Source organism: Mesorhizobium sp. M0276, assembly GCF_040321755.1.
Taxonomy (GTDB): domain Bacteria; phylum Pseudomonadota; class Alphaproteobacteria; order Rhizobiales; family Rhizobiaceae; genus Mesorhizobium.
Genome location: NZ_JAMYSC010000064.1, coordinates 1 through 19,666 on the forward strand (window position 1 = coordinate 1; position 19,666 = coordinate 19,666).

Here is a 19,666-nt window from a genome sequence, read left to right on the forward strand (position 1 = left end):
CCCCCCCCCCCCCTCTTTTTTTTAAAACCAAAACCCCGCAACCCCCCCCGGCCCGGGGTGTGGGGGGCTGGTTTTTTTTAAAAATAAAAATAACGGGGGGGGGGGGCACCCCACACCCCCCCGCGACTTCAAACGGACCTTGTTTCAGGGCTTGATACGACTATGGACGCGACAGCCCAACACAGCGCGGCAACCGAGCGGCCTCCGGCCTTGGCTCCACGGCTGACGCTGTCCGGCATCTCCAAGAGCTTTCCCGGCGTACGCGCGCTGCACAATGTCAGCCTGTCGCTCTATCCGGGCCAGGTGACCGCGTTGATCGGTGAGAACGGTGCCGGCAAGTCGACCCTGGTCAAGATCATGACCGGCATCTACCAGCCAGACACGGGCACAATCAGCATCAACGGCCAAGCGGTCGCCCTGCCCAGCGCGCACGCGGCTTTCGGACACGGCGTCACCGCCATCCACCAGGAAACCGTGCTGTTCGACGATTTGACGGTCGCCGAAAACATCTTTCTCGGCCACGCCCCGCGCACGCGTTTCGGCACCATCGACTGGCGCACGATGCGCAAGAACGCGCGCGAAGTGCTCGACACCATGCATGCGGGTCATATCCACGCCGACGCCCGGCTGAAGGATCTCGGCATCGCCAACAAGCATTTGGTCGCCGTGGCCCGGGCCATGTCGATCGACGCTCAGATCGTCATCATGGACGAGCCGACCGCCGCCCTTTCGATGAAGGAGATCGAGGAGCTCTTTTTGCTGATCGAGTTCCTCAAGAGCGAAGGCAAGGCGATCCTGTTCATCAGCCACAAGTTCGACGAGATCTACCGCATAGCCGACCGCTACACGGTGTTCCGCGATGGCGAGATGGTCGGCGAAGGACTGATCAAGGATGCGGGCCAAAGCCAGATCGTGCGCCTGATGGTCGGCCGCGCCGTCGACCATATCTTTCCGCTGCGCAAGGCTGAGATCGGCGCGCCGGTGCTTTCCGTTTCCGGCCTGTCGCATCCGACCGAGTTCAACGACATCGGTTTCGAACTGCACAAGGGCGAAATCCTCGGTTTCTACGGCCTTGTCGGCGCCGGGCGCAGCGAGGTGATGCAGGCGATATCGGGCATCACCCGCACCTCAGCCGGCACGATCACGCTCGAAGGCAAGAAGATCGCGCCAAAATCGGCCGCGGATTCGATCGAAGCCGGCATCGTCTACGTGCCGGAAGAGCGCGGCAAGCAGGGCGTGGTGATCGGCCTGCCGATTTTCCAGAACGTCTCGCTGCCTTCGCTCAAGCGCACCTCCAGATCCGGCCTGCTGCGACTGTCGGAAGAATTCGCGCTCGCCCGCTCCTTTACGGAGCGGCTCGACCTGCGCGCCTCCTCGCTCAGCCAGGATGTCGGCACGCTGTCGGGCGGCAACCAGCAGAAGATCGTCATCGCCAAATGGCTGGCGACGGCGCCCAAGGTGATCATCCTGGACGAGCCGACCAAGGGCATCGACATCGGCTCCAAGGCCGCCGTGCACGGCTTCATGGCCGAGTTGGTGGCGCAGGGCCTGTCGGTGATCATGGTATCGTCGGAACTGCCGGAAATCCTTGGCATGTCCGACCGCATCGTGGTCATGCGCGAGGGTCTCGTTGCTGCTGTCTTCGACAACAAGGGCCTGGACGCCGAGACGCTGGTCAGGACGGCAGCAGGGATCGCCGCATGAAAGCATTTTTCAAATATCGTGAAATCTGGTTGCTTGCCGCCATCGTCGTGCTGATCGGGCTGATATCGACGCGCTTCCCCGCCTTTGCCGATCCCGGCAATTTGCGCCAGGTGTTCAACGACACCTCGATCCTGATGATCCTGGCGCTTGGCCAGATGGTTGTGATCCTGACCCGGTCGATCGACCTGTCGATGGCGTCCAATCTCTGCTTCACCGGCATGGTAGTGGCAATGCTGAACGCCGCGCATCCGGCAATCCCGATCCCGCTGCTGATTGGCATCGCCCTGGTCGTCGGCCTGGTGCTCGGCGCCATCAACGGCCTTTTGGTCTGGCGGCTGAACATCCCTTCGATCGTGGTGACATTGGGCACGCTCACCATCTATCGCGGTGCCACCTTCGTCCTGTCAGGCGGCGCCTGGGTCAATGCCGACAAGATGAGCCCGGGCTTCATTGGCTTTCAGCGGGCGGCGTTCCTCGGCATTCCGGTGCTGTCCTGGATCGCCATCCTGGTCATCGTGCTATTCTTCGTCCTGATGACGCGCACCGCGCTCGGCCGCTCGATCTATGCCATCGGCGTCAACCCGACGGCTTCGGTCTATGCCGGCATCGATGTCGGCCGGACGAAATTCATCGTCTTCTGCATCTCCGGCATGATCGGCGGCCTTTCGGGATATCTCTGGATCTCCCGCTATGTGATTGCCTCGGTCGAGGTCGCCAACGGCTATGAACTCAACATCATCGCCGCCTGCGTCATCGGCGGCATCTCGATCGCCGGCGGCATCGGCTCGGTCGGCGGCGCAGTGCTCGGCGCGCTGTTCCTCGGCATCATCTCCAACGCACTGCCGGTCATCAACATCTCGCCCTTCTGGCAGATGGCGATCTCGGGCAGCGCCATCATTCTGGCCGTCGTGCTCAACGCGCGCGGCGAACGCCGGCAGGGCCGCATCATCCTGCGAAAAGTGGAGGCGGTGACATGACCGACATCCCTGCCCCGCGCCATATTCCCGACCGGCTCGACAAGCCGCTGCGTTCGGCGATCTTTTCCTGGGAAGCGCTGCTGGTAGTGGTGGCGATGGCGATCTTCGCCATCAACAGCTTTGCCTCGCCGTATTTCCTCGACCCGTACTCGCTGTCCGATCTCACCTTCAATTTCACCGAGAAGGGTCTGATCGCCTTCGCCATGGCACTGCTGATCATTTCGGGCGAGATCGACCTGTCGGTGGCCGCGATCATCGCGCTGGCGTCGACCATGATGGGCATGGCAGTGCAGGCCGGGGCCGGCATGCCGGTGCTGGTGCTGATCGGCATCGTTGTCGGGCTCGGCTGCGGCGCCTTTAACGGCCTGCTGGTGACAAGGCTCGGACTGCCCTCCATCGTCGTCACCATCGGCACGATGAGCCTGTTTCGCGGCATCGCCTTCATCATCCTCGGCGACCAGGCTTACAAGGGCTATCCCGAAAGCTTCGCCTTCTTCGGCCAGGGCTATGTCTGGTGGGTGGTGTCGTTCGAACTGGTGCTCTTCCTGATCGCGGCCGTCGTTTACTGGTTTCTTCTGCACCGCACGAGTTTCGGCCGTCGTGTCTTTGCCATCGGCAACAACCCGGTCGCAGCACAATTTTCCGGCGTGCGCGTCGGCCGCACCAAGTTCATCCTGTTCTGCCTGACCGGGCTGATGTCGGGCATCGCCTCGGTGCTGATCACCTCGCGGCTCGGTTCGACCCGACCCTCGATCGCGCAGGGCTATGAACTGGAAGTCATCACCATGGTGGTGCTCGGCGGCGTCAGCATTCTCGGCGGCGCCGGCAGCATTCTGGGCGTCGTGCTGGCCGCCTTCATCATGGGGCTGGTGACCTTCGGGCTTGGCCTGCTCAACGTGCCCGGCATCGTCATGTCGATCTTCATCGGCCTGCTCCTGATCATCGTCATCGCTCTGCCGATCGTCTGGCGGCGGCTACGCGGAGGATGTTGATGCCGCAGAAATACGCGTTCAAGATGAAGCTGAAACCCGGCATGAAGGCCGAATACAAGAAGCGCCACGACGAGATCTGGCCGTCGCTGGTCGCACTCCTGAAACAGGCCGGCGTTTCCGATTATTCCATCCATCTCGATGATGAGACCAACATCCTGTTCGGCGTGCTGTGGCGTCGCGACGACCACGGCATGGACGACCTGCGGAAGCATCCGGAGATGCAGCGCTGGTGGGCCCACATGGCCGACATCATGGAGACGAGGCCGGACAACGAACCGGTGGCCGTGCCGCTGGAAACCGTGTTCCACATGGAATGAGCACGATACGCCACATCGCCGTCATCGATATCGGCAAGACCAACGCCAAGTTGGCACTGGTCGACCTCGCGACGCTGAGCGAGGTAGCATTGCGCCGCGTGGCCAATGCGTCGGTGCGGCAGGCGCCCTACCCGCATCATGATGTCGAGGCCTTGTGGACATTCATCCTCGACAGCCTTGCCGGCCTCAACTGCGAACAGCGCATCGACGCCATATCGATCACCACACATGGCGCGACGGGCGCACTGGTCGACGCCGCGGGCGGACTGGTGCTGCCGGTGCTCGACTATGAGTTCGACGGCCCCGACAGCCTGGCAGCGGACTATGACGCGATCCGCCCACCTTTCGCCGAGACCGGCACGCCGCGCCTGCCGCTCGGCCTCAATCTCGGCGCGCAATTCTTCTGGCAGCAGAAAAGCTTCCCGGCGCAATTCGCCAAGGCCGCCGCGATGCTGATGTATCCGCAATATTGGGCCTTGCGCTTGACCGATGTCGCAGCCAACGAGGTGACGTCGCTCGGCTGCCACACCGACCTTTGGAACCCGTGGACGGCCGATTTTTCGTCATTGGTCGACAGCGTGGAATGGCGCGGCTTGATGGCGCCGGTGAGGCCAGCCAGGGACCGCCTCGGCCCGATCCTGCCCAGTGTCGCGGTGCGAACGGGCCTTGACCCGCAAACGCCGGTCTTCTGCGGCCTGCATGATTCCAACGCCTCGCTGCTGCCGCATCTTCTCTCCGACAAGCCGCCCTTCTCCGTCGTCTCGACCGGCACCTGGGTGGTGTCGATGGCGGTCGGCGGCAAACAGATTGCGCTGGATGCGGCACGCGATACGCTGGTCAATGTCAACGCACTCGGCAATCCCGTTCCCTCGGCGCGCTTCATGGGCGGTCGCGAGTTTTCCGTGCTGACGAAGGACCGGCCGGAGCAGTGGAGCGAAGATGATGTCAGCGCCGTGTTGGCGCGAAAAGTGCTGCTGCTGCCATCGACCCAGCAAGGATCGGGGCCGTTCCCGCATCAGGCCGCGACATGGCTCAACGCCGACGACATGAACAATGGCCAGCGCTTTGCCGCCATCTCGTTCTATCTGGCGCTGATGACGGCGACCTGCCTCGATTTGATCGGTGCCGACGGCCCGACCACTGTCGAAGGCCCCTTTGCCCGCAACCGGCTCTTTGTCGGCATGCTGGCGGCAGCGACGGGGCGCACCGTGGTCGCATCCGAGGCTGCTACCGGCACCAGCATCGGCGCCGCGCTGCTGGCGTCGGGTCCGGTAACAGCGCACGGCAAGGGCGAACGAATAGAACTGCCGACCGACCCGGTCTGGGCCGACTACGTCAGCGCCTGGCGCGCGGCGGTCGAAGCGCAAAGCTGACTACAAAATCCGCTTGCCGAAAGCCGACATGACGAAGTTGACCACGTCGGCGCCGATCCGAGGCTCCAGATCCGCGGTCAGACCGGAAACATCCATCGACAGCAGTCCGCCGGAGAGCGCGATCGCCTCCATCGCCTGATGCGTTTCGCGCACGGTGAGGCCGCCGGAGCCCGCCGCCCAGCCGGCGAATTCGGTTGCCGTCGGCGAATAACTGACGTGAAAACCTTGCGTGCCCGAGGTGGCAATGCGGATCGCTTCGTGCATCAGGTCGCGCATGCCCATGGCGTCGATGTCGGTCATGGTGAAGGCCGACACGCGCGAATCCTTCAGCACCCGCGCTTCGGCCGGATCGGCATGGCGCAAGCCGACGATGACGACATTCTCCGGCGACAGCTGCGGCTGCAGCGCACCGGCCTTGTGGTCGAGACCGAGTGTGCGCGCCAGCACCGAGCCTTCCGGCAGGTCGATGCCGTCCTCTTCCTCGGGCATCAGGGCGGCGATGGAATCGATCCAGATCAGGCCGAAGGAATGCGTCGCGCGCGCCGTTGCGGTCAGCGCCTTGTGCGCGATGCGACGGTCGGCGCCGGCAGTCAGCCGGATCAGTCCCGATGGCGGCCGCTCGACATCGGCCAGTTCCACCACGTCGAAATCCATCGCTTCCAGCCGCGCGCCGGTGCCTTCACGGGCCAGGATGCCGGCAGCCCCTTGCTCGGCGGTGATCTGCACCATCTTGCGGCCGGAGAAGTCCTCGACATCGTGCATCGGGGCCTTCTCGACATATTCCGAGGTCATCGCCAGCAGCATGGCGCCATAGCTCATGCGGAAGGCGACGCGGTCGCCAACGGTCAGCGGCGGATCGGCATCGGCAACATCCAGCAACAGGTGGTCGCTGGAGGCGCCGAGCACCCTTATCCCCTTGGCAATCGGCGTCAGGCCCTCGACCAGCACATCCTCGCGGCCGATATTGGCAATGGCGCGCAGCCTGTCGCCCTCGTCGGGGAAGACCGGCTGGTTGCCGAAGGCGTCATAGCCGGATTGGCCGATCGGCCGTGACGGCTTGAGCTTGACCTCGATGATATCGCTGGTCAGCCGGCAGGCATCAGGTTCGAGTTCGGCCCACGGCGTGTCGCGAAAGGTCTCGACGCCGCCCTGCAGGATCGCCTCGCCGACACGCAGATTGTTGATCCCGGCCGGCAGTCTGCCTTCGAGCAGCAATGGCAGCGACGACGAGGCGCCGCCGGAAATCACGTCGAGGCTTTTGCCGGACAGGCGTTCGGTCTTGTAGGCGTGGGCGACGAGTTGGCCGAGATTTTCCGGCGTCGGCATGATGGCGCCGAAGCAGCCGAGATTGGTGCCGATGCCGGCGATGCGCACCCCTCTATACTGCAGGATCTGCTCGACCGTCGGGATCAGGTCATTCGGCCAGATGCCTTCGCGGAGATCGCCGAGGTCGATCATCAGCATGATGTCGTGGACGCGGCCCATGCGTTCGGCAAGGCGCGAAATCTCGCGGATGGTGGCGAGTTCCGACTGCAGGCTGATGTCGACGGTGCGCACCACCTCCTCGACACGCGCCATCGGTGGGCTGCGTAGTAGCATGATCGGCGCGTTGATGCCGCTGTCGCGCAGCCGGCGGATGTTTTCGAAGCGGGATTCCGCGATGCCGGCAACGCCACCGCGCAGCATGGCGCGCGCCACTTGCGGCATGCCGCAAGTGCCCTTGGTGACGCCGAAGACCTTGATGCCCGAGAGCGCGCAGCGCTCGACGATAGTGCGCGCATTGCGCTCGATGCGGCCAAGGTCGATGGCGACTTGCGGTCCCGACATCCTAGCCCCCGTAGACCAGCCCTTGCGGGTCGATCTCCGGCTTGCGGCCGGCGACGAGGTCGGCAAGGAATTTTCCCGAGCCGCAGGCCATGGTCCAGCCGACATGGCCGTGGCCGGTGTCGAGATAAAGATTCCCATAGCGCGCCCGGCCGATGACCGGCACGGAGTTCGGCATCATCGGCCGCAGGCCTGCCCACAGCTCCGCTTTCTTCTCGTCGAAGGCACCAGGAAACAGGTCCTTGCCCGTCCTGAACATGGCGGCGAAGTCGCTGGGCTTATGGCTGCGGTCGAAGCCGGTGAATTCGGCGGTCGAGGCGAGCCGCACCCGGTTGCCAAGCCTGGAATAGGCGATCAGCTGGTCCTCGTCGGCGCCGCCCATGGTCGGCCCCTTGCTCTCGTCTTCCAGCGGAATGGTCGCGGTATAACCCTTCACCGGATAGACAGGCAGGTCGATGCCGTAGCGGCGGCCGAGCAGGCCGCTTTCCGGTCCCATCGAGATGACCACGGCATCCCCGGTGACCGGTCCGGCCGAAGTCATCACCGCACTCACCCGGTCGCCCTCGATGGCGAGGCCCTCGACCGTCGTTCCGTAGAGAAAGTTCACGCCGAGCTTTTCGGCTGAATAGGCCGCGAGTTTTTCCACGAACTGCCGGGAATCGCCGGTCTGGTCGATCGGCGAATAGACGCCGCCGGCGATCTTTTCCTTCACGCCGGCAAGACCGGGTTCAAGCTCGACCAGCCGCTCGCGGCCGACGATCTCGATCGGCAGGCCATGCTCGGCCAGATAGCGATAATTGTCGGTGCCGGTGTCGAGACTGTGCTGCGAGCGAAAGAAGTAAAGGATGCCCTTCTTGCGCTCGTCGTAGCCGATGCCAGTCTCGGCCGAGATGGCGTTGATGCAGTCGCGCGAATAGAGCGCCAGGCGTAGCTTGACCCGGCTGTTGGCGCGCAGGCGCTCTTTCGTGCACTGGCGCAGGAAGCGCAGGCTCCAGGCAAGGAAATAGGGATCGAAGCGCAGCCGGACCTTGATGCCGAGATCATGGTTGTAGAGCGCGCGCAGGAACGTCTTCAAGGCCGCCGGCGAAGCCCAGGCGGTAGCATCCCCCGGAGACACCAGGCCGGCGTTCGACTGGCTGGTGCCACGCGCTGGCGCCGGATGGCGCTCGATCACGGTGACCTCGTGGCCGTCGCTGGCCAGATAGAAGGCGGCCGCTGTACCGACGACACCGGCCCCGAGCACCGTTATTTTCATGCCATCCCCCCAAAGCGCCTCGCGGCGCGGCGCCTCCATGCCGTGCCGCGAATGCCTTCAATAGCGCTTCACTGCCCGCCTTGCGAGCCCTTGCGAGAACCTGGCTCAGCCCCGAGCGGAGTTCTTGCCGGTCAGGATGCGCTCCCAGGCGAGCGCGTCGGCAACGATCTGGTCGAGGTCGTCGCGTTGCGGCTCCCAGCCGAGTTCGGCGCGGGCGAGATCCGAATTGGCAACCACCGCTGCGGCGTCGCCGGGACGGCGATCGCCCATCTTCACCTCGAAATGATGGCCGAAGGCACGCCGCACGCTGTCGATGACCTCGAGCACCGAGTAGCCATGGCTATAGCCGCAATTGGCGACGAGGCTTTGCCCGCCGGCGCGCAGCCGCTGCAAGGCCAGGCGATGTGCCGCCGCCAGATCGCTGACATGGATGTAGTCGCGCATGCAGGTGCCGTCCGGCGTCGGGTAATCGGTGCCGAACACTTGCATGAATGGCCGCTTGCCGAGCGCCGTCTCGCAGGCGACCTTGATCAAATGGGTGGCGCCCGGCGTCGACTGCCCGGTGCGGCCCTTCGGGTCGGCGCCGGCGACGTTGAAATAGCGCAGCGCGGTATAGCGCAGGCCGTGCGCCATCGCCGCGTCGCGCAGCATCCATTCGCTCATCAGCTTGGACAGGCCATAGGGCGATTCCGGCGCCAGGCGGGCATCCTCGCGCACCGGCTCCAGTCCGGCGCCGCCATAAACGGCCGCGGTCGAGGAAAAGATGAAATTGGGCACGCCCTCGCGCACCGCGGTTTCGATCAGCGTGCGCGTCTTGCAGGTGTTGTTCTCGTAATAGCCAAGCGGATCGGCGACCGATTCCGGGACCACGATGGAACCGGCGAAATGGATGATCGCGTCGATCTTGTTTTCCCTGATGATCGAGCCGACCAACTCCCTGTCGGCGACATCGCCAACCACCAGCTTTGCCTCCGGCGCCACCGCCCATTCGAAGCCGGTCGAAAGACGGTCGAGAACGACCACGCTCTCGCCGGCATCCAGCAGCTCCCAGACCATATGGCTGCCGATATAGCCGGCGCCGCCTGTTACCAAAACTGTCATCCGCGACCTCGCATCTCAAGATTTATCGGAAACTGTCTCAACCCCCGCCCTACTGGAAAGCCTGCCTGGTGGCCATTAGAACTCATGGTAACCAGCATTGTCTGCACGTGGCATCGTCCTGAAACAAAATTGATCCACATCAAGGGAATAGGCCACGATCCGTGGTCGATAGGAACAGGTCCGGGGCGTGGCATTTTGACCAGAAAGGCCTGGTGGACGACCAATAGGGCAATGATTATGATCCCGCGCAAAAATTGGGAAGCCGACATGAACTACCAGCGGTTCTTCGAGGAAGCGATCGACCAGCTCCATGCTGAGCGTCGCTACCGCGTTTTCGCCGACCTCGAGCGAATCGCGGGCAAGTTTCCGCGCGCCATCTGGCGTTCCAACGGCCGCGCCGAGGAAATCACCGTCTGGTGCTCCAACGATTATCTCGGCATGGGCCAGCATCCCGATGTCATCGCCGCGTTCCAGGATGCAGCCGGCAGGATGGGCTCGGGCGCCGGCGGCACCCGCAACATTTCCGGCACCAGCAACCCGCTGGTAGAGCTCGAACTGGAGCTTGCCGACCTGCACGAAAAGGAAGCGGCACTCGTCTTCACCTCCGGCTTCGTTTCCAACGAAGCCTCGATCTCGACCATCGCGCGGCTTTTGCCCAATTGCCTGATCATCTCGGACGAACTGAACCACGCCTCGATGATCGAAGGCGTACGGCGCTCGGGCGCCGAGAAGAAGATCTTCCGTCACAATGACGTCGCGCACCTGGAAAGCCTGTTGCAGGCGGCGGGCCGCGAACGCGCCAAGCTGATTATCTTCGAAAGCGTCTATTCGATGGATGGCGACATCGCGCCAATCAAGCAGATCGTCGAGCTCGCCGAGCGCTACAACGCCATGACCTATATCGACGAAGTGCATGCCGTCGGCATGTACGGACCACGCGGCGGCGGCATCACCGAGCGCGAAGGCCTGGCCGACCGCATCGACATCATCGAAGGCACGCTGGCCAAGGCATTCGGCACGCTAGGCGGCTACATCGCCGGCACCAGTGCAGTGATCGACGCCGTACGCTCCTATGCGCCGGGCTTCATCTTCACCACCGCGCTGCCGCCGGCGATCGCGGCTGCCGCGACCGCGTCGATCCGCCATCTCAAGCGCTCGCAGGCCGAGCGCGACGCCCAGCAGCAGCAGGCCGCGAGGACCAAGCAGATACTCTCTGCCGCCGGCCTGCCGGTGATGGACTCGCCGACCCACATCGTGCCAGTCTTGGTTGGCGATCCGGAACTTTGCAAGATGGCCAGCGACCGCCTGCTCGGCGTTCACGGCCTTTACATCCAGCCGATCAACTACCCGACCGTGCCGCGCGGCACGGAGCGGCTGCGCATCACGCCGACGCCGTTCCACTCCGATGCACTGATCGCCGAACTGCAGGACGCGCTGGTCGAGACCTGGGACGCGCTCGGCATTCCCTACGGCTCCGCCGGTCGGCCGTCCGTGGCCAAGAGCGACCGGATCATTCCGCTGCTGGTGCCCAAGTCAGGCGGCTGAAAAACTCTCCTCCGGCGGCCATCTGACGCGGGTTTCTGCGTCAACGGCTCAAACAGTCTTCATCCAATTCGCCAGACGATGCGCCGCTTCCTCGATCTGGTCGAGGCGGCGGTGGAAGCACAGCCTGAGGAAGGCTTCGCCGCCGGGGCCGAAAGCCGTGCCGGGAGCCAGGCCGACATTGGCTTTGTCGACGATGTCGAAGGCAGCAGTGCGTGAATCTGTGATGCCGTCGACCGTGAAGAAAAGATAGAACGCACCTTGCGGCACGGTGAACCGGGCACGGCCGGCGGCGCCCAGAATGCCGCAGACCAGATCGCGCGCCTTGCGCGCCCGCTCTACCTGTTCGGCAACGAAGGCATCGCCTTCATCAAGGGCCGCAACCGCGCCGCGCTGCATGAACTGGGCAACGCCGGAATTCGAATACTGGATCAGATTCTCGAACACCTGCTGCAGGGACGGATGTGTCTTGATCCAGCCGACACGCCAGCCGGTCATCGCCCAGTTCTTGGAAAAACTGTTGACATACAGGATGCGATCGTCCGCCGTCGCGATGTCGAGGAAAGACGGCGCGCGGCCAGGGCCATAGTGGAGCAGCGAATAGATCTCGTCGGCGATGATCCAGATATTTTTGGCGCGCGCGAGATCGAGGATTGCCTGCAAGGTCTCGTGATCGGCGGTCCAGCCGGTGGGATTGGACGGCGTGTTGATGAACAGTGCCTTTGTGCGCGGCGTGATCGCCGCTGCGATCTTCTCGACGTCGCAGGACCAGCCATTGCCGGAATGGTCCAGCGTCACCGCCACCGGAATGGCTCCCGCTATCGCCGCGGCGGCGTCGAAATTCGGCCAGGCCGGTGACAAATAAATCACCTCGTCGCCGGCGCCGGCAAGCGCGTCGAGCGCCAGCTGGATGGCATGCATGCCGGATCCGGTGACGATGAATTGTTCCTCCGGGAAGGTTTTGCCGAAATGCCTGGCGTAGTAGCGGGAAAGCGCCTGCCTGAGATCGGGGATGCCTTTCTGCCAGGTGTAGAACGTTTCGCCGCCGGCCAGCGCCTTTGACGCGGCATCGGTGATGAACGAAGGCGTCGGCAGGTCGCCCTCACCGGCCCAGAGCGGGATCATGCCCTCGCGCAGGCGGCCGTAATTGACCACGGCGACAATGCCGCTTTCGGGCGCGGCGCGGGCTTCGGCCCGAAGGCTGTCAATCAGGGTCATGAGCGGGTCCGTTCCGATCTAGGGCGTTGATCAGCGCTCCTTACCAGATGCCAAAACAGAAAACCCCGGCCGCGAACGACCGGGGTTTTGGTCCAGAAGAGCTGATCCGTCTATCTCCTGGCGAGCAAGTCGCGAATTTCGGTGAGCAGCGCGACATCGGCGGGCGGCGGAGCGGCCGGCGCAGCGGGCTTCTCGCGCTCAAGCCGCTTGCGCATGTTGTTCACCCCCTTGACCATCAGGAAGATGATGAAAGCGAGGATAAGGAAGTTCAACGCTACGGTTATGAAGCTTCCATACGCGAAAACAGCGCCTTGCTTCTTAGCGTCTGCCAGCGAGGTGGCGTTGACGGCCGAGGAGAGCCCCAGGAAATAGTTGTTGAAATCCAGGCCGCCGAAAATCGCGCCGACGATCGGCATGATGATGTCGTTGACGAGGGAATCGACGATCTTGCCAAAGGCCGCGCCGATGATGACGCCGACCGCAAGGTCCATCACATTGCCCTTGGAAATGAATTCCTGGAACTCTTTCAGCATTCGACCCTCCTTGTCATGACCGGCCGAGCTGCCGTTTCCCGTCCTCAGGCATCGACCCGAGGACAAACATAACAAAAACCTCCGGTTGCAACATCGGCAAAAAGCAGGAAGCAACCGGTTTCTCCTTCCCCGACGGCCGTCCGGTAAAGCGCGTCACGCCGTGCTTTGGACCTTTTGTTCTTGCGCATGCCGTTGCCCAAAACTGCTGCGCTTCTTGGTCGACATGCATCGCAAATCACAGCCTTCATGCATCCAAAGCCGTGATGGACTCGGAAGCCAAGCTGTGATTGCGTCTGGGCAAGCCGGATTGAAATTCGGCACAAGGAGGATATTGCCGGCGTGCAGGGCTTGTTCATCGTCATCATCGCGATCGCCTATGTGACGCTGCTGTTCGCCATCGCCAGCCTGGGCGACCGCCGCTCGGCCATTTCAGAGCCAAGCCGGGCCCGGCCCTTCATCTACGCGCTCAGTCTGGCGATCTACTGCACGTCCTGGACGTTCTTCGGCTCGGTCGGCCTCTCCTCCGAACGCGGCCTCGAATTCCTCGGCATCTATACCGGCCCGGTGCTGGTGTTCGTGTTCGGCTTTCCGCTGCTCAACCGCATCGTCCGGCTGGCCAAGACCGAGAAGATCACCTCGATCGCCGACTTCCTCGGCGCCCGCTACGGCAAGAGCTTCACTGTCGCGGCGATCGCCACACTGATCGCCACCATCGGCGCGGTTCCCTATATCGCGCTGCAGTTGAAGGCGATCTCCGGTTCGGTCAGCCTGATGGTCGAGCACTATACGGGATCGCCACCCTCCTTCGATCCCTTCGTCAGCGACATTTCGCTGGTCGTCGCCATGCTGCTGGCGCTGTTTGCTGTGTTGTTCGGCACACGCCACGCCGACGCCACCGAACACCAGGACGGGCTGGTGCTGGCGGTTGCGGTGGAAACCGTGGTCAAGCTTGCCGCTTTCCTGGCGATCGGCCTGATGGTCACCTTCCTGATCTTCGGCGGCCCGGGTGATATGTTCGACAAGCTTGCCCAGAATGCGCAGGTTCGGCAGGCGATGAGCTACAACACCTCGCTGGCCACCTGGCTGGTGCTGACTTGCCTGAGCGGCTTTGCCATCATCATGCTGCCGCGGCAGTTCTACGTCACCATCGTCGAGAACCGTGGCGAGGCCGAATTGCGCACCGCGACATGGGTGTTTCCGCTCTACCTCGCGGCGATCAATCTGTTCGTGCTGCCGATCGCCTTTGCCGGCCTGTCGCTGGTCGGCACCGGAACCAGCAGCGATCTCTACGTGCTGTCGCTGCCTCTGTTCAGCGGCCATGACGTGCTGGCGATGGCGGCTTTCATCGGAGGCCTGTCGGCGGCAACCGCGATGGTTATCGTCGAGAGCGTGGCGCTGTCGATCATGATCTCCAACGACCTCGTCATCCCGCTGTTCGTGCGCCGCCTGCTCAAGACATCGACCTCCGAGAACGAAGATTGGTCGACGCTCATCCTCAACGTGCGGCGCGGGGCGATCTTCATCCTGCTGTTCATCGCCTTCCTCTACTATCGCGAGAGCACCAACAGCGTGCGCCTGTCGTCGATCGGCCTGATGTCGTTCGCGGCCATCGCCCAGTTCGCGCCGGCGCTGATCGGCGGGCTGATCTGGCGCGGCGCCAATGGCCGGGGTGCGGCGCTGGGCATGGTCGCCGGCATCCTCGTCTGGGGCTACACGCTGCTGTTTCCATCGCTTGCCGCATCCGATACCGGCATCATCGTGCACGGGCTGTTTGGCTTCGAGGCGTTGCGGCCGCAGGCCCTGTTCGGCACCGTCGCCGAACCGCTGAACCACGGCGTATTGTGGAGCCTGTCGATCAACGCGGTGTTCTTCGTGCTGGGTTCCCTCTCGCGCGCATCGGTTCCGCTGGAACGCATCCAGGCGTCGATCTTCGTGCCTCGCGATGCCGGTCCGATGCCCAGCCTGCGCCGCTTCCGCACCGCCATCACCGTCAACGACCTCAAGGATACGATCGGACGCTACCTCGGCGTCGAGCGCACCGAGCGCTCCTTCGAGTCGTTCGAAAGGACCAACGGCACTTCGCTGCACGGCAACGAGCAGGCGAGCATGGACGTCATCCGCTTTTCCGAGCAACTGCTGGCCAGCGCCGTGGGTTCCTCCTCGGCACGGCTGATCCTGTCGCTGCTGTTTCGACGCCACGACCGCGAATCCAGTGACGCCTTTCGCTTGCTCGACGACGCCACCGAGGCGCTGCAGCACAACCGCGACCTGCTTCAGATCGCGCTCGACCAGATGGAGCAAGGCATCACAGTCTTCGATCGCGACTTCCGCCTGATCTGCTGGAACCGGCAGTACCGGGCGCTTTTCGACCTGCCCGACGAGATGGGCCAGGTCGGCGTCTCGCTCGATCGCATCCTGCGCCATCTTGCCGAGCGCGGCGACATCCCTGCCGACCAGCGCGTGGCCATGCTCAACCGGCTGACCAGTTTCGTCAGCCCCTGGCAGATGGAACTGAAGACCAGCGGCCGCATCCTGGAGCTGCGTTCCAACCCGATGCCGGACGGCGGCATCGTCGCCACCTATGCAGACATTTCCGGACGCGTCGAGCAGGATCTGGCGCTGAAACGCGCCAATGAATCGCTGGAGCAGCGCGTCAAGACCCGCACCATGGAGCTGACGCGGGTCAACGAGGAGCTGGCGCAGGCGCAGATGCTCGCCGAGGAGGCCAATCTCGGCAAGACGCGCTTTCTCGCCGCCGTCGGGCACGACATCCTGCAGCCGCTGAACGCCGCCCGGCTCTATTGCTCATCGCTGATCGAGAAAGCCGGCAAGGGGCCTGCCGGCAAGGCAGCGGTCAACATCGAATCCTCGCTGGAATCGGTCGAGACCATCCTTGGCGCCGTGCTCGACATCTCCCGCCTCGACGCCGGCGCGATGAGGCCGGACGATACAGCCTTCAACCTCGACGGATTGCTGCGCCAGATCGGCAACGACTTTCGGCCGCTCGCAGCCGAAAAGAAGCTCGAGTTGACGATCATGCCGTCATCGGTGACCGTGACGACGGACCGCAATTTGTTGCGCCGCCTGATCCAGAACCTCGTCTCCAACGCCATCAAATACACGCGCCACGGCCGTGTGCTGGTCGGCGTCAGGCGGCGCGGCGAACTGGCCGAGATCCAGGTGGTCGACACCGGCATCGGCATCGCCGGCGACAAGCTGAACACCGTCTTTCGCGAATTCACCCGACTCGACGAAGGCGCGCGCGAAGCCGAGGGCCTCGGCCTCGGCCTCTCCATCGTCGACCGCATCGCCCGGGTGTTGCGCCTGGAGATCCGGATCTTTTCCACTCCCGGCAAGGGCACGCGCTTTTCCGTCATCCTGCCCGTGGCGGCCGTGCAGGAGCCGCGACGTGAAATCGAAACCAGGGCTCCTGCCCGCGCGACGGCTTCGCTGGCCGGGTTGCACGTGCTGTGCGTCGATAACGACGCCCGCATCCTCGACGGCATGCGGCTCCTGCTCGAAGGCTGGGGCTGCAATGTCGATACGGTGTCCGGCTCAAAGGATCTGGAGAGTTCTGCGATGCCCCGCCCGGACATCGTCCTTGCCGACTACCATCTCGACGGCGAGACCGGTCTCGATATCATCGCCAGACTGCGCGCGATCCATGGCGATGACCTGACGGCCGTGCTGGTCACCGCCGATCGCTCCAACGAGGTGCGCATGGCCGCGGGCGGGCTTGAGATTCCGGTGATCAACAAGCCGCTGAAACCTGCGGTGCTGCGCTCGATGATGGCCAGGGTCAGGCCGCTGGCATCGGCGGCCGAATAGCGCCAAAAGGCGGCCCGCCATCAGTTCCGCGAGCTCCAACGCGCGACCGATCGGGCGGACCGAGGTTCAGTACTTTGATTGAATAGTATTCTGATCGAACAGGGCGCCCTGGCGATCAGCTCGCCGGCTGCAGCGGGTCGCTGCCGATCTTGGACAGGAGGATCACCGCCTGGGTGCGGCTGTCGACGCCGAGCTTCTGCAGGATGGCGGAGACATGCGCCTTGATGGTCGCCTCGGAGACGCCGAGTTCATAGGCGATCTGCTTGTTGAGCAAGCCCTCGGCCAGCATGCCGAGCACGCGGGTCTGTTGCGGCGTCAGCGCCTGCAGCCGCTTGATCAGGTCTGATATTTCGGGATCCCGCTCGACGCCGAGATCGACCCCGACGGGTGATGCAATATCGCCGGCAAGCACCGACTGTACGGCGCTACGAATCTCTTCCATGCTGGCCGATTTGGAGATGAAGCCGGAAGCGCCGAGATTGAGCGCCCGCCTGATGGTCGCCGGATCGTCGTGCGCCGACACCACGACGAGTGGCACCGCCGGATGGATACCACGCAGCGAGATGAGGCCGGAGAGGCCGCTGGCGCCCGGCATCGACAGGTCGAGCAGCACCAGATCGACATCCTCGTTGGCCACGACCAGCGCCTTGGCGCTCTCGAAATCGCCGGCCTCGTGGATGGCGGCGACATTGCCGATGCCGGCGAGCGCTTCGCGCAGCGCACCGCGAAACAGTGGATGATCGTCGGCGATGACGAAAGAATAGCCTGCCGGCAAATGTCCCTCCCCGAATCCCCCGATGATTTTTAGCTTTTTTCCGGGATCAGTTGAACGATTATGAGGGGCTGCGCGCTGTTTTCAAGCGGCAAAGCCAGCGCGCCGCGTTTTCCCTGCTGAAATCAAAAAGCTACAGCGACGCTCAGGTCTTCTGCGAATTGAGCTGGGCGCCGTTGTCCTTGTCCATATCCTTGACGATGCCCATGAAGCCTCGCAGAAAGCGTTCCATGTAGCTCATCGTCTTGTTGAAATCCTCCTCGCTCGGCAGTTTCGATTCGAGGCGGGCGGAGAGCGAATTCTCGAGCTTGGTGACGCGCTCGTCCATCGCCTTCATCGAGGTCTGCAAGCGGTCGACCTCGTCCTGGAAAGCGGCGCGTTCGTCGGCCGCCATCTTGCAGACGAGCTGGCCGGACCGTTCCTCGCAGATCAACATGGCGCCGGTCTGGGTATCCATGCGGACATAGCCGTTATCAGACTTTTCCAGCCGGTAGCGGTCGATTTCTTCCGAATAAGCTGAAGCCGCGACCAGCGAAACGAGCGCGGCGGGGATCAAGATGTGCTGCAGACGCATGTTGTCCTCCATGGCCAAGGCCTGAAATATCGCATGTTTGCGCCGGAAATGGGGAAGACCCTTGGCGTGGCCTTTCCCGCGTGGCTGGTTCGGACTATAGCGCAACCATGTCTCAGATTATCTACAAGATAACCCCGCGAGCGCCTTGGCGCGAGGCCGAAACAAACGGCCGCTTCACCGGCGCGCCGATCGATGTCGCCGACGGCTTCATCCATTTTTCCACGGCAGCGCAGGTCAAGGAAACGGCGGCAAGGCACTTTGCCGGCCAGACCGACCTTCTGCTGGTCGCCATCGACGGCGCTAGCCTGGGTGCTGCTTTGAAATACGAGGTCTCGCGCGGAGGCGCGCTGTTTCCGCATCTTTATGGTCCGCTCGACCTCAACGCCGTGCTGTGGGTGCGACCGCTGCCGCATGGCGCAGACGGCGTGCACCAGTTCCCGGCACTGGAGGGGCAATGAGCATGCTCGACCGGCTCGGCCAGAGGCTGCTGTTCGCCTTCGATCCGGAAACCGCGCATGGCCTGTCAATCACGGCGCTGCGATGCGGCCTGCTGGTCGGGGGACGGACGACACGCGATGCGCGGCTGACGGTCAGCCTTTGCGGCCTCGATTTTCCCAACCCGCTTGGCATGGCCGCCGGCTACGACAAGAACGCCGAAGTACCCGACGCGCTGCTTGGCCTCGGCTTCGGCTTTGCCGAGGTCGGCACGATCACGCCACTGCCGCAGGCCGGCAATCCGAAGCCGCGCATTTTCCGACTGACGGCCGACGAAGCGGTGATCAACCGGCTGGGCTTCAACAATGAAGGCCATGCAGCGGCTGAAAAACGCCTTGCCGCACGCAAGGGGCGTGGCGGCATCGTCGGCGTCAACATCGGCGCCAACAAGGACAGCACTGAGCGCATCGGCGACTACGAGCGCGGTGTATCGCGGTTTGCGCCCTATGCTAGCTATCTCACCGTTAATATCTCCTCGCCCAACACGCCGGGCCTGCGCAACATGCAGGCGCGCGAGCAGCTTGGTGAGCTCTTGTCGCGGGTCATGGCAGCGCGCGCCGCGGCAACAGCCCAGCCGCCGGTGTTCCTCAAGATCGCCCCGGATCTGCTCGAGGCGGAGTTGGAGGACATCGCCGCCGAGGTCACCGAGAAACGGATCGACGGTGTCATCGTCTCCAACACCACAATCTCTCGGCCGGCGCTGCGCAGCGGCAACGCCGCGCGTGAGACCGGCGGGCTCTCGGGCAAGCCCTTGTTCGATCGCTCGACCATCGTTCTGGCCAGGATGCGCAAACTGCTCGGGCCGGAGCTTGCCATCATCGGTGTCGGCGGCGTCGATTCCACCGACACGGCACTGGAAAAGATCCGGGCTGGCGCCGATCTCGTCCAGCTCTACACCAGCATGATCTACGCCGGGCCGGCACTGCCGGGCCGGATCGTCGCCGGGATGGTCCGTTTCGTCGAAAAAGAACGGCTGAAGTCGATTTGCGAGTTGCGCGACAGCCGCCTCGACTTCTGGGCGTCCAGGCAACTCTGAACTGCTCTCAGGAACGTAGATTGCGACTGACGGCCCGCTCGCAGATGGTGCTGCCGCCGATGGCAGGCAAAACCCCGAAGAGAAGCAACTGTGCGGTTCCTCCGATGCCAGAAACCGCGGAGAGA

The 19,666-nt window shown here is 63.6% G+C and carries 16 protein-coding genes; 9 read left to right on the top strand and 7 right to left on the bottom strand.

Going from position 1 to position 19,666, the window contains the following annotated elements; genetic code table 11:
- The first annotated feature begins 162 nt into the window (after nucleotides 1-162).
- Genes NKJ01_RS31015 through NKJ01_RS31035 form a run of 5 tightly spaced genes read left to right on the top strand, consistent with a single transcriptional unit; the run spans nucleotide 163 to nucleotide 5,363 of the window.
- Nucleotides 163-1,704 carry a sugar ABC transporter ATP-binding protein gene (locus NKJ01_RS31015; protein WP_352734000.1) on the top strand — a complete coding sequence of 514 codons (1,542 nt, stop codon included), beginning with the start codon at nucleotides 163-165 and terminating at the stop codon, nucleotides 1,702-1,704.
- Nucleotides 1,701-2,681, top strand: a complete 981-nt coding sequence (locus NKJ01_RS31020; RefSeq protein ID WP_352734002.1) for an ABC transporter permease — start codon at nucleotides 1,701-1,703, stop codon at nucleotides 2,679-2,681. The genes NKJ01_RS31015 and NKJ01_RS31020 overlap by 4 nt, the downstream gene beginning before the upstream one ends.
- Complete coding sequence (locus tag NKJ01_RS31025; RefSeq protein ID WP_352734004.1) at nucleotides 2,678-3,673, top strand: ABC transporter permease; 996 nt, start codon at nucleotides 2,678-2,680, stop codon at nucleotides 3,671-3,673. The genes NKJ01_RS31020 and NKJ01_RS31025 overlap by 4 nt, the downstream gene beginning before the upstream one ends.
- Entirely contained in the window at nucleotides 3,673-3,990 is a 318-nt protein-coding gene (gene rhaM, locus NKJ01_RS31030) for an L-rhamnose mutarotase (protein ID WP_352601285.1), read from the top strand. The genes NKJ01_RS31025 and rhaM overlap by 1 nt, the downstream gene beginning before the upstream one ends.
- Nucleotides 3,987-5,363 (top strand): FGGY-family carbohydrate kinase, encoded by a 1,377-nt coding sequence (locus NKJ01_RS31035; RefSeq protein ID WP_352734007.1) that lies wholly within the window; start codon nucleotides 3,987-3,989, stop codon nucleotides 5,361-5,363. Before rhaM ends, NKJ01_RS31035 begins: the two co-directional genes overlap by 4 nt.
- Here the strand turns inward: NKJ01_RS31035 and NKJ01_RS31040 are convergent, their stop codons facing one another.
- From NKJ01_RS31040 to galE, 3 genes are all read right to left on the bottom strand, one after another.
- The gene (locus NKJ01_RS31040; RefSeq protein ID WP_352734009.1) at nucleotides 5,364-7,190 is read right to left on the bottom strand and encodes an alanine racemase; all 1,827 of its coding nucleotides are present in this window, start codon (nucleotides 7,188-7,190) and stop codon (nucleotides 5,364-5,366) included. It abuts the gene before it with no gap.
- Nucleotide 7,191: 1 nt separating this feature from the next.
- The gene (locus NKJ01_RS31045) at nucleotides 7,192-8,442 is read right to left on the bottom strand and encodes a D-amino acid dehydrogenase (protein WP_352734011.1); all 1,251 of its coding nucleotides are present in this window, start codon (nucleotides 8,440-8,442) and stop codon (nucleotides 7,192-7,194) included.
- 105 nt (nucleotides 8,443-8,547) lie between these two features.
- A complete protein-coding gene (galE, locus tag NKJ01_RS31050) occupies nucleotides 8,548-9,543 on the bottom strand; it encodes a UDP-glucose 4-epimerase GalE (RefSeq protein WP_352734012.1) in 996 nt (331 codons plus the stop codon).
- A gap of 267 nt (nucleotides 9,544-9,810) precedes the next feature.
- Between galE and hemA the strand changes: the two genes are divergently transcribed.
- Nucleotides 9,811-11,088, top strand: coding sequence for a 5-aminolevulinate synthase (gene hemA, locus NKJ01_RS31055; RefSeq protein ID WP_023758017.1), 1,278 nt, complete (start codon nucleotides 9,811-9,813; stop codon nucleotides 11,086-11,088).
- 48 nt (nucleotides 11,089-11,136) lie between these two features.
- Here hemA and NKJ01_RS31060 read toward each other — a convergent pair whose 3' ends face one another.
- Together NKJ01_RS31060 and mscL are read right to left on the bottom strand one after the other, a co-directional pair.
- Nucleotides 11,137-12,303 (bottom strand): pyridoxal phosphate-dependent aminotransferase, encoded by a 1,167-nt coding sequence (locus tag NKJ01_RS31060; RefSeq protein WP_352734014.1) that lies wholly within the window; start codon nucleotides 12,301-12,303, stop codon nucleotides 11,137-11,139.
- 110 nt (nucleotides 12,304-12,413) lie between these two features.
- Nucleotides 12,414-12,836: a large conductance mechanosensitive channel protein MscL gene (gene mscL, locus NKJ01_RS31065; RefSeq protein WP_352734016.1), complete on the bottom strand. Its 423-nt coding sequence runs from the start codon at nucleotides 12,834-12,836 to the stop codon at nucleotides 12,414-12,416.
- Nucleotides 12,837-13,175: 339 nt separating this feature from the next.
- On the opposite strand from mscL, the gene NKJ01_RS31070 reads away from it, so the two are divergent.
- Nucleotides 13,176-16,664 carry a PAS domain-containing hybrid sensor histidine kinase/response regulator gene (locus NKJ01_RS31070; RefSeq protein WP_352734018.1) on the top strand — a complete coding sequence of 1,163 codons (3,489 nt, stop codon included), beginning with the start codon at nucleotides 13,176-13,178 and terminating at the stop codon, nucleotides 16,662-16,664.
- A 115-nt stretch (nucleotides 16,665-16,779) separates the two neighbouring features.
- Here NKJ01_RS31070 and NKJ01_RS31075 read toward each other — a convergent pair whose 3' ends face one another.
- A complete protein-coding gene (locus NKJ01_RS31075) occupies nucleotides 16,780-17,439 on the bottom strand; it encodes a response regulator transcription factor (protein WP_352734020.1) in 660 nt (219 codons plus the stop codon).
- 142 nt (nucleotides 17,440-17,581) lie between these two features.
- Nucleotides 17,582-18,010: a hypothetical protein gene (locus NKJ01_RS31080; protein WP_352734022.1), complete on the bottom strand. Its 429-nt coding sequence runs from the start codon at nucleotides 18,008-18,010 to the stop codon at nucleotides 17,582-17,584.
- A 107-nt stretch (nucleotides 18,011-18,117) separates the two neighbouring features.
- Here NKJ01_RS31080 and NKJ01_RS31085 point away from each other — a divergent pair, with 107 nt between their 5' ends.
- Together NKJ01_RS31085 and NKJ01_RS31090 are read left to right on the top strand one after the other, a co-directional pair.
- The gene (locus NKJ01_RS31085; RefSeq protein ID WP_352734024.1) at nucleotides 18,118-18,468 is read left to right on the top strand and encodes a DUF952 domain-containing protein; all 351 of its coding nucleotides are present in this window, start codon (nucleotides 18,118-18,120) and stop codon (nucleotides 18,466-18,468) included.
- A complete protein-coding gene (locus tag NKJ01_RS31090) occupies nucleotides 18,465-19,541 on the top strand; it encodes a quinone-dependent dihydroorotate dehydrogenase (protein ID WP_352734026.1) in 1,077 nt (358 codons plus the stop codon). Before NKJ01_RS31085 ends, NKJ01_RS31090 begins: the two co-directional genes overlap by 4 nt.
- Nucleotides 19,542-19,666 lie beyond the last annotated feature (125 nt).

Bases quoted from the DNA above. Each gene is read 5' to 3' on its own strand.
- NKJ01_RS31015 (WP_352734000.1), top strand. From the start codon at position 163: ATGGACGCGACAGCCCAACACAGCGCGGCAACCGAGCGGCCTCCGGCC.
- NKJ01_RS31020 (WP_352734002.1), top strand. From the start codon at position 1,701: ATGAAAGCATTTTTCAAATATCGTGAAATCTGGTTGCTTGCCGCCATC.
- NKJ01_RS31025 (WP_352734004.1), top strand. From the start codon at position 2,678: ATGACCGACATCCCTGCCCCGCGCCATATTCCCGACCGGCTCGACAAG.
- rhaM (WP_352601285.1), top strand. From the start codon at position 3,673: ATGCCGCAGAAATACGCGTTCAAGATGAAGCTGAAACCCGGCATGAAG.
- NKJ01_RS31035 (WP_352734007.1), top strand. From the start codon at position 3,987: ATGAGCACGATACGCCACATCGCCGTCATCGATATCGGCAAGACCAAC.
- NKJ01_RS31040 (WP_352734009.1), bottom strand. From the start codon at position 7,190: ATGTCGGGACCGCAAGTCGCCATCGACCTTGGCCGCATCGAGCGCAAT.
- NKJ01_RS31045 (WP_352734011.1), bottom strand. From the start codon at position 8,442: ATGAAAATAACGGTGCTCGGGGCCGGTGTCGTCGGTACAGCGGCCGCC.
- galE (WP_352734012.1), bottom strand. From the start codon at position 9,543: ATGACAGTTTTGGTAACAGGCGGCGCCGGCTATATCGGCAGCCATATG.
- hemA (WP_023758017.1), top strand. From the start codon at position 9,811: ATGAACTACCAGCGGTTCTTCGAGGAAGCGATCGACCAGCTCCATGCT.
- NKJ01_RS31060 (WP_352734014.1), bottom strand. From the start codon at position 12,303: ATGACCCTGATTGACAGCCTTCGGGCCGAAGCCCGCGCCGCGCCCGAA.
- mscL (WP_352734016.1), bottom strand. From the start codon at position 12,836: ATGCTGAAAGAGTTCCAGGAATTCATTTCCAAGGGCAATGTGATGGAC.
- NKJ01_RS31080 (WP_352734022.1), bottom strand. From the start codon at position 18,010: ATGCGTCTGCAGCACATCTTGATCCCCGCCGCGCTCGTTTCGCTGGTC.
- NKJ01_RS31085 (WP_352734024.1), top strand. From the start codon at position 18,118: ATGTCTCAGATTATCTACAAGATAACCCCGCGAGCGCCTTGGCGCGAG.
- NKJ01_RS31090 (WP_352734026.1), top strand. From the start codon at position 18,465: ATGAGCATGCTCGACCGGCTCGGCCAGAGGCTGCTGTTCGCCTTCGAT.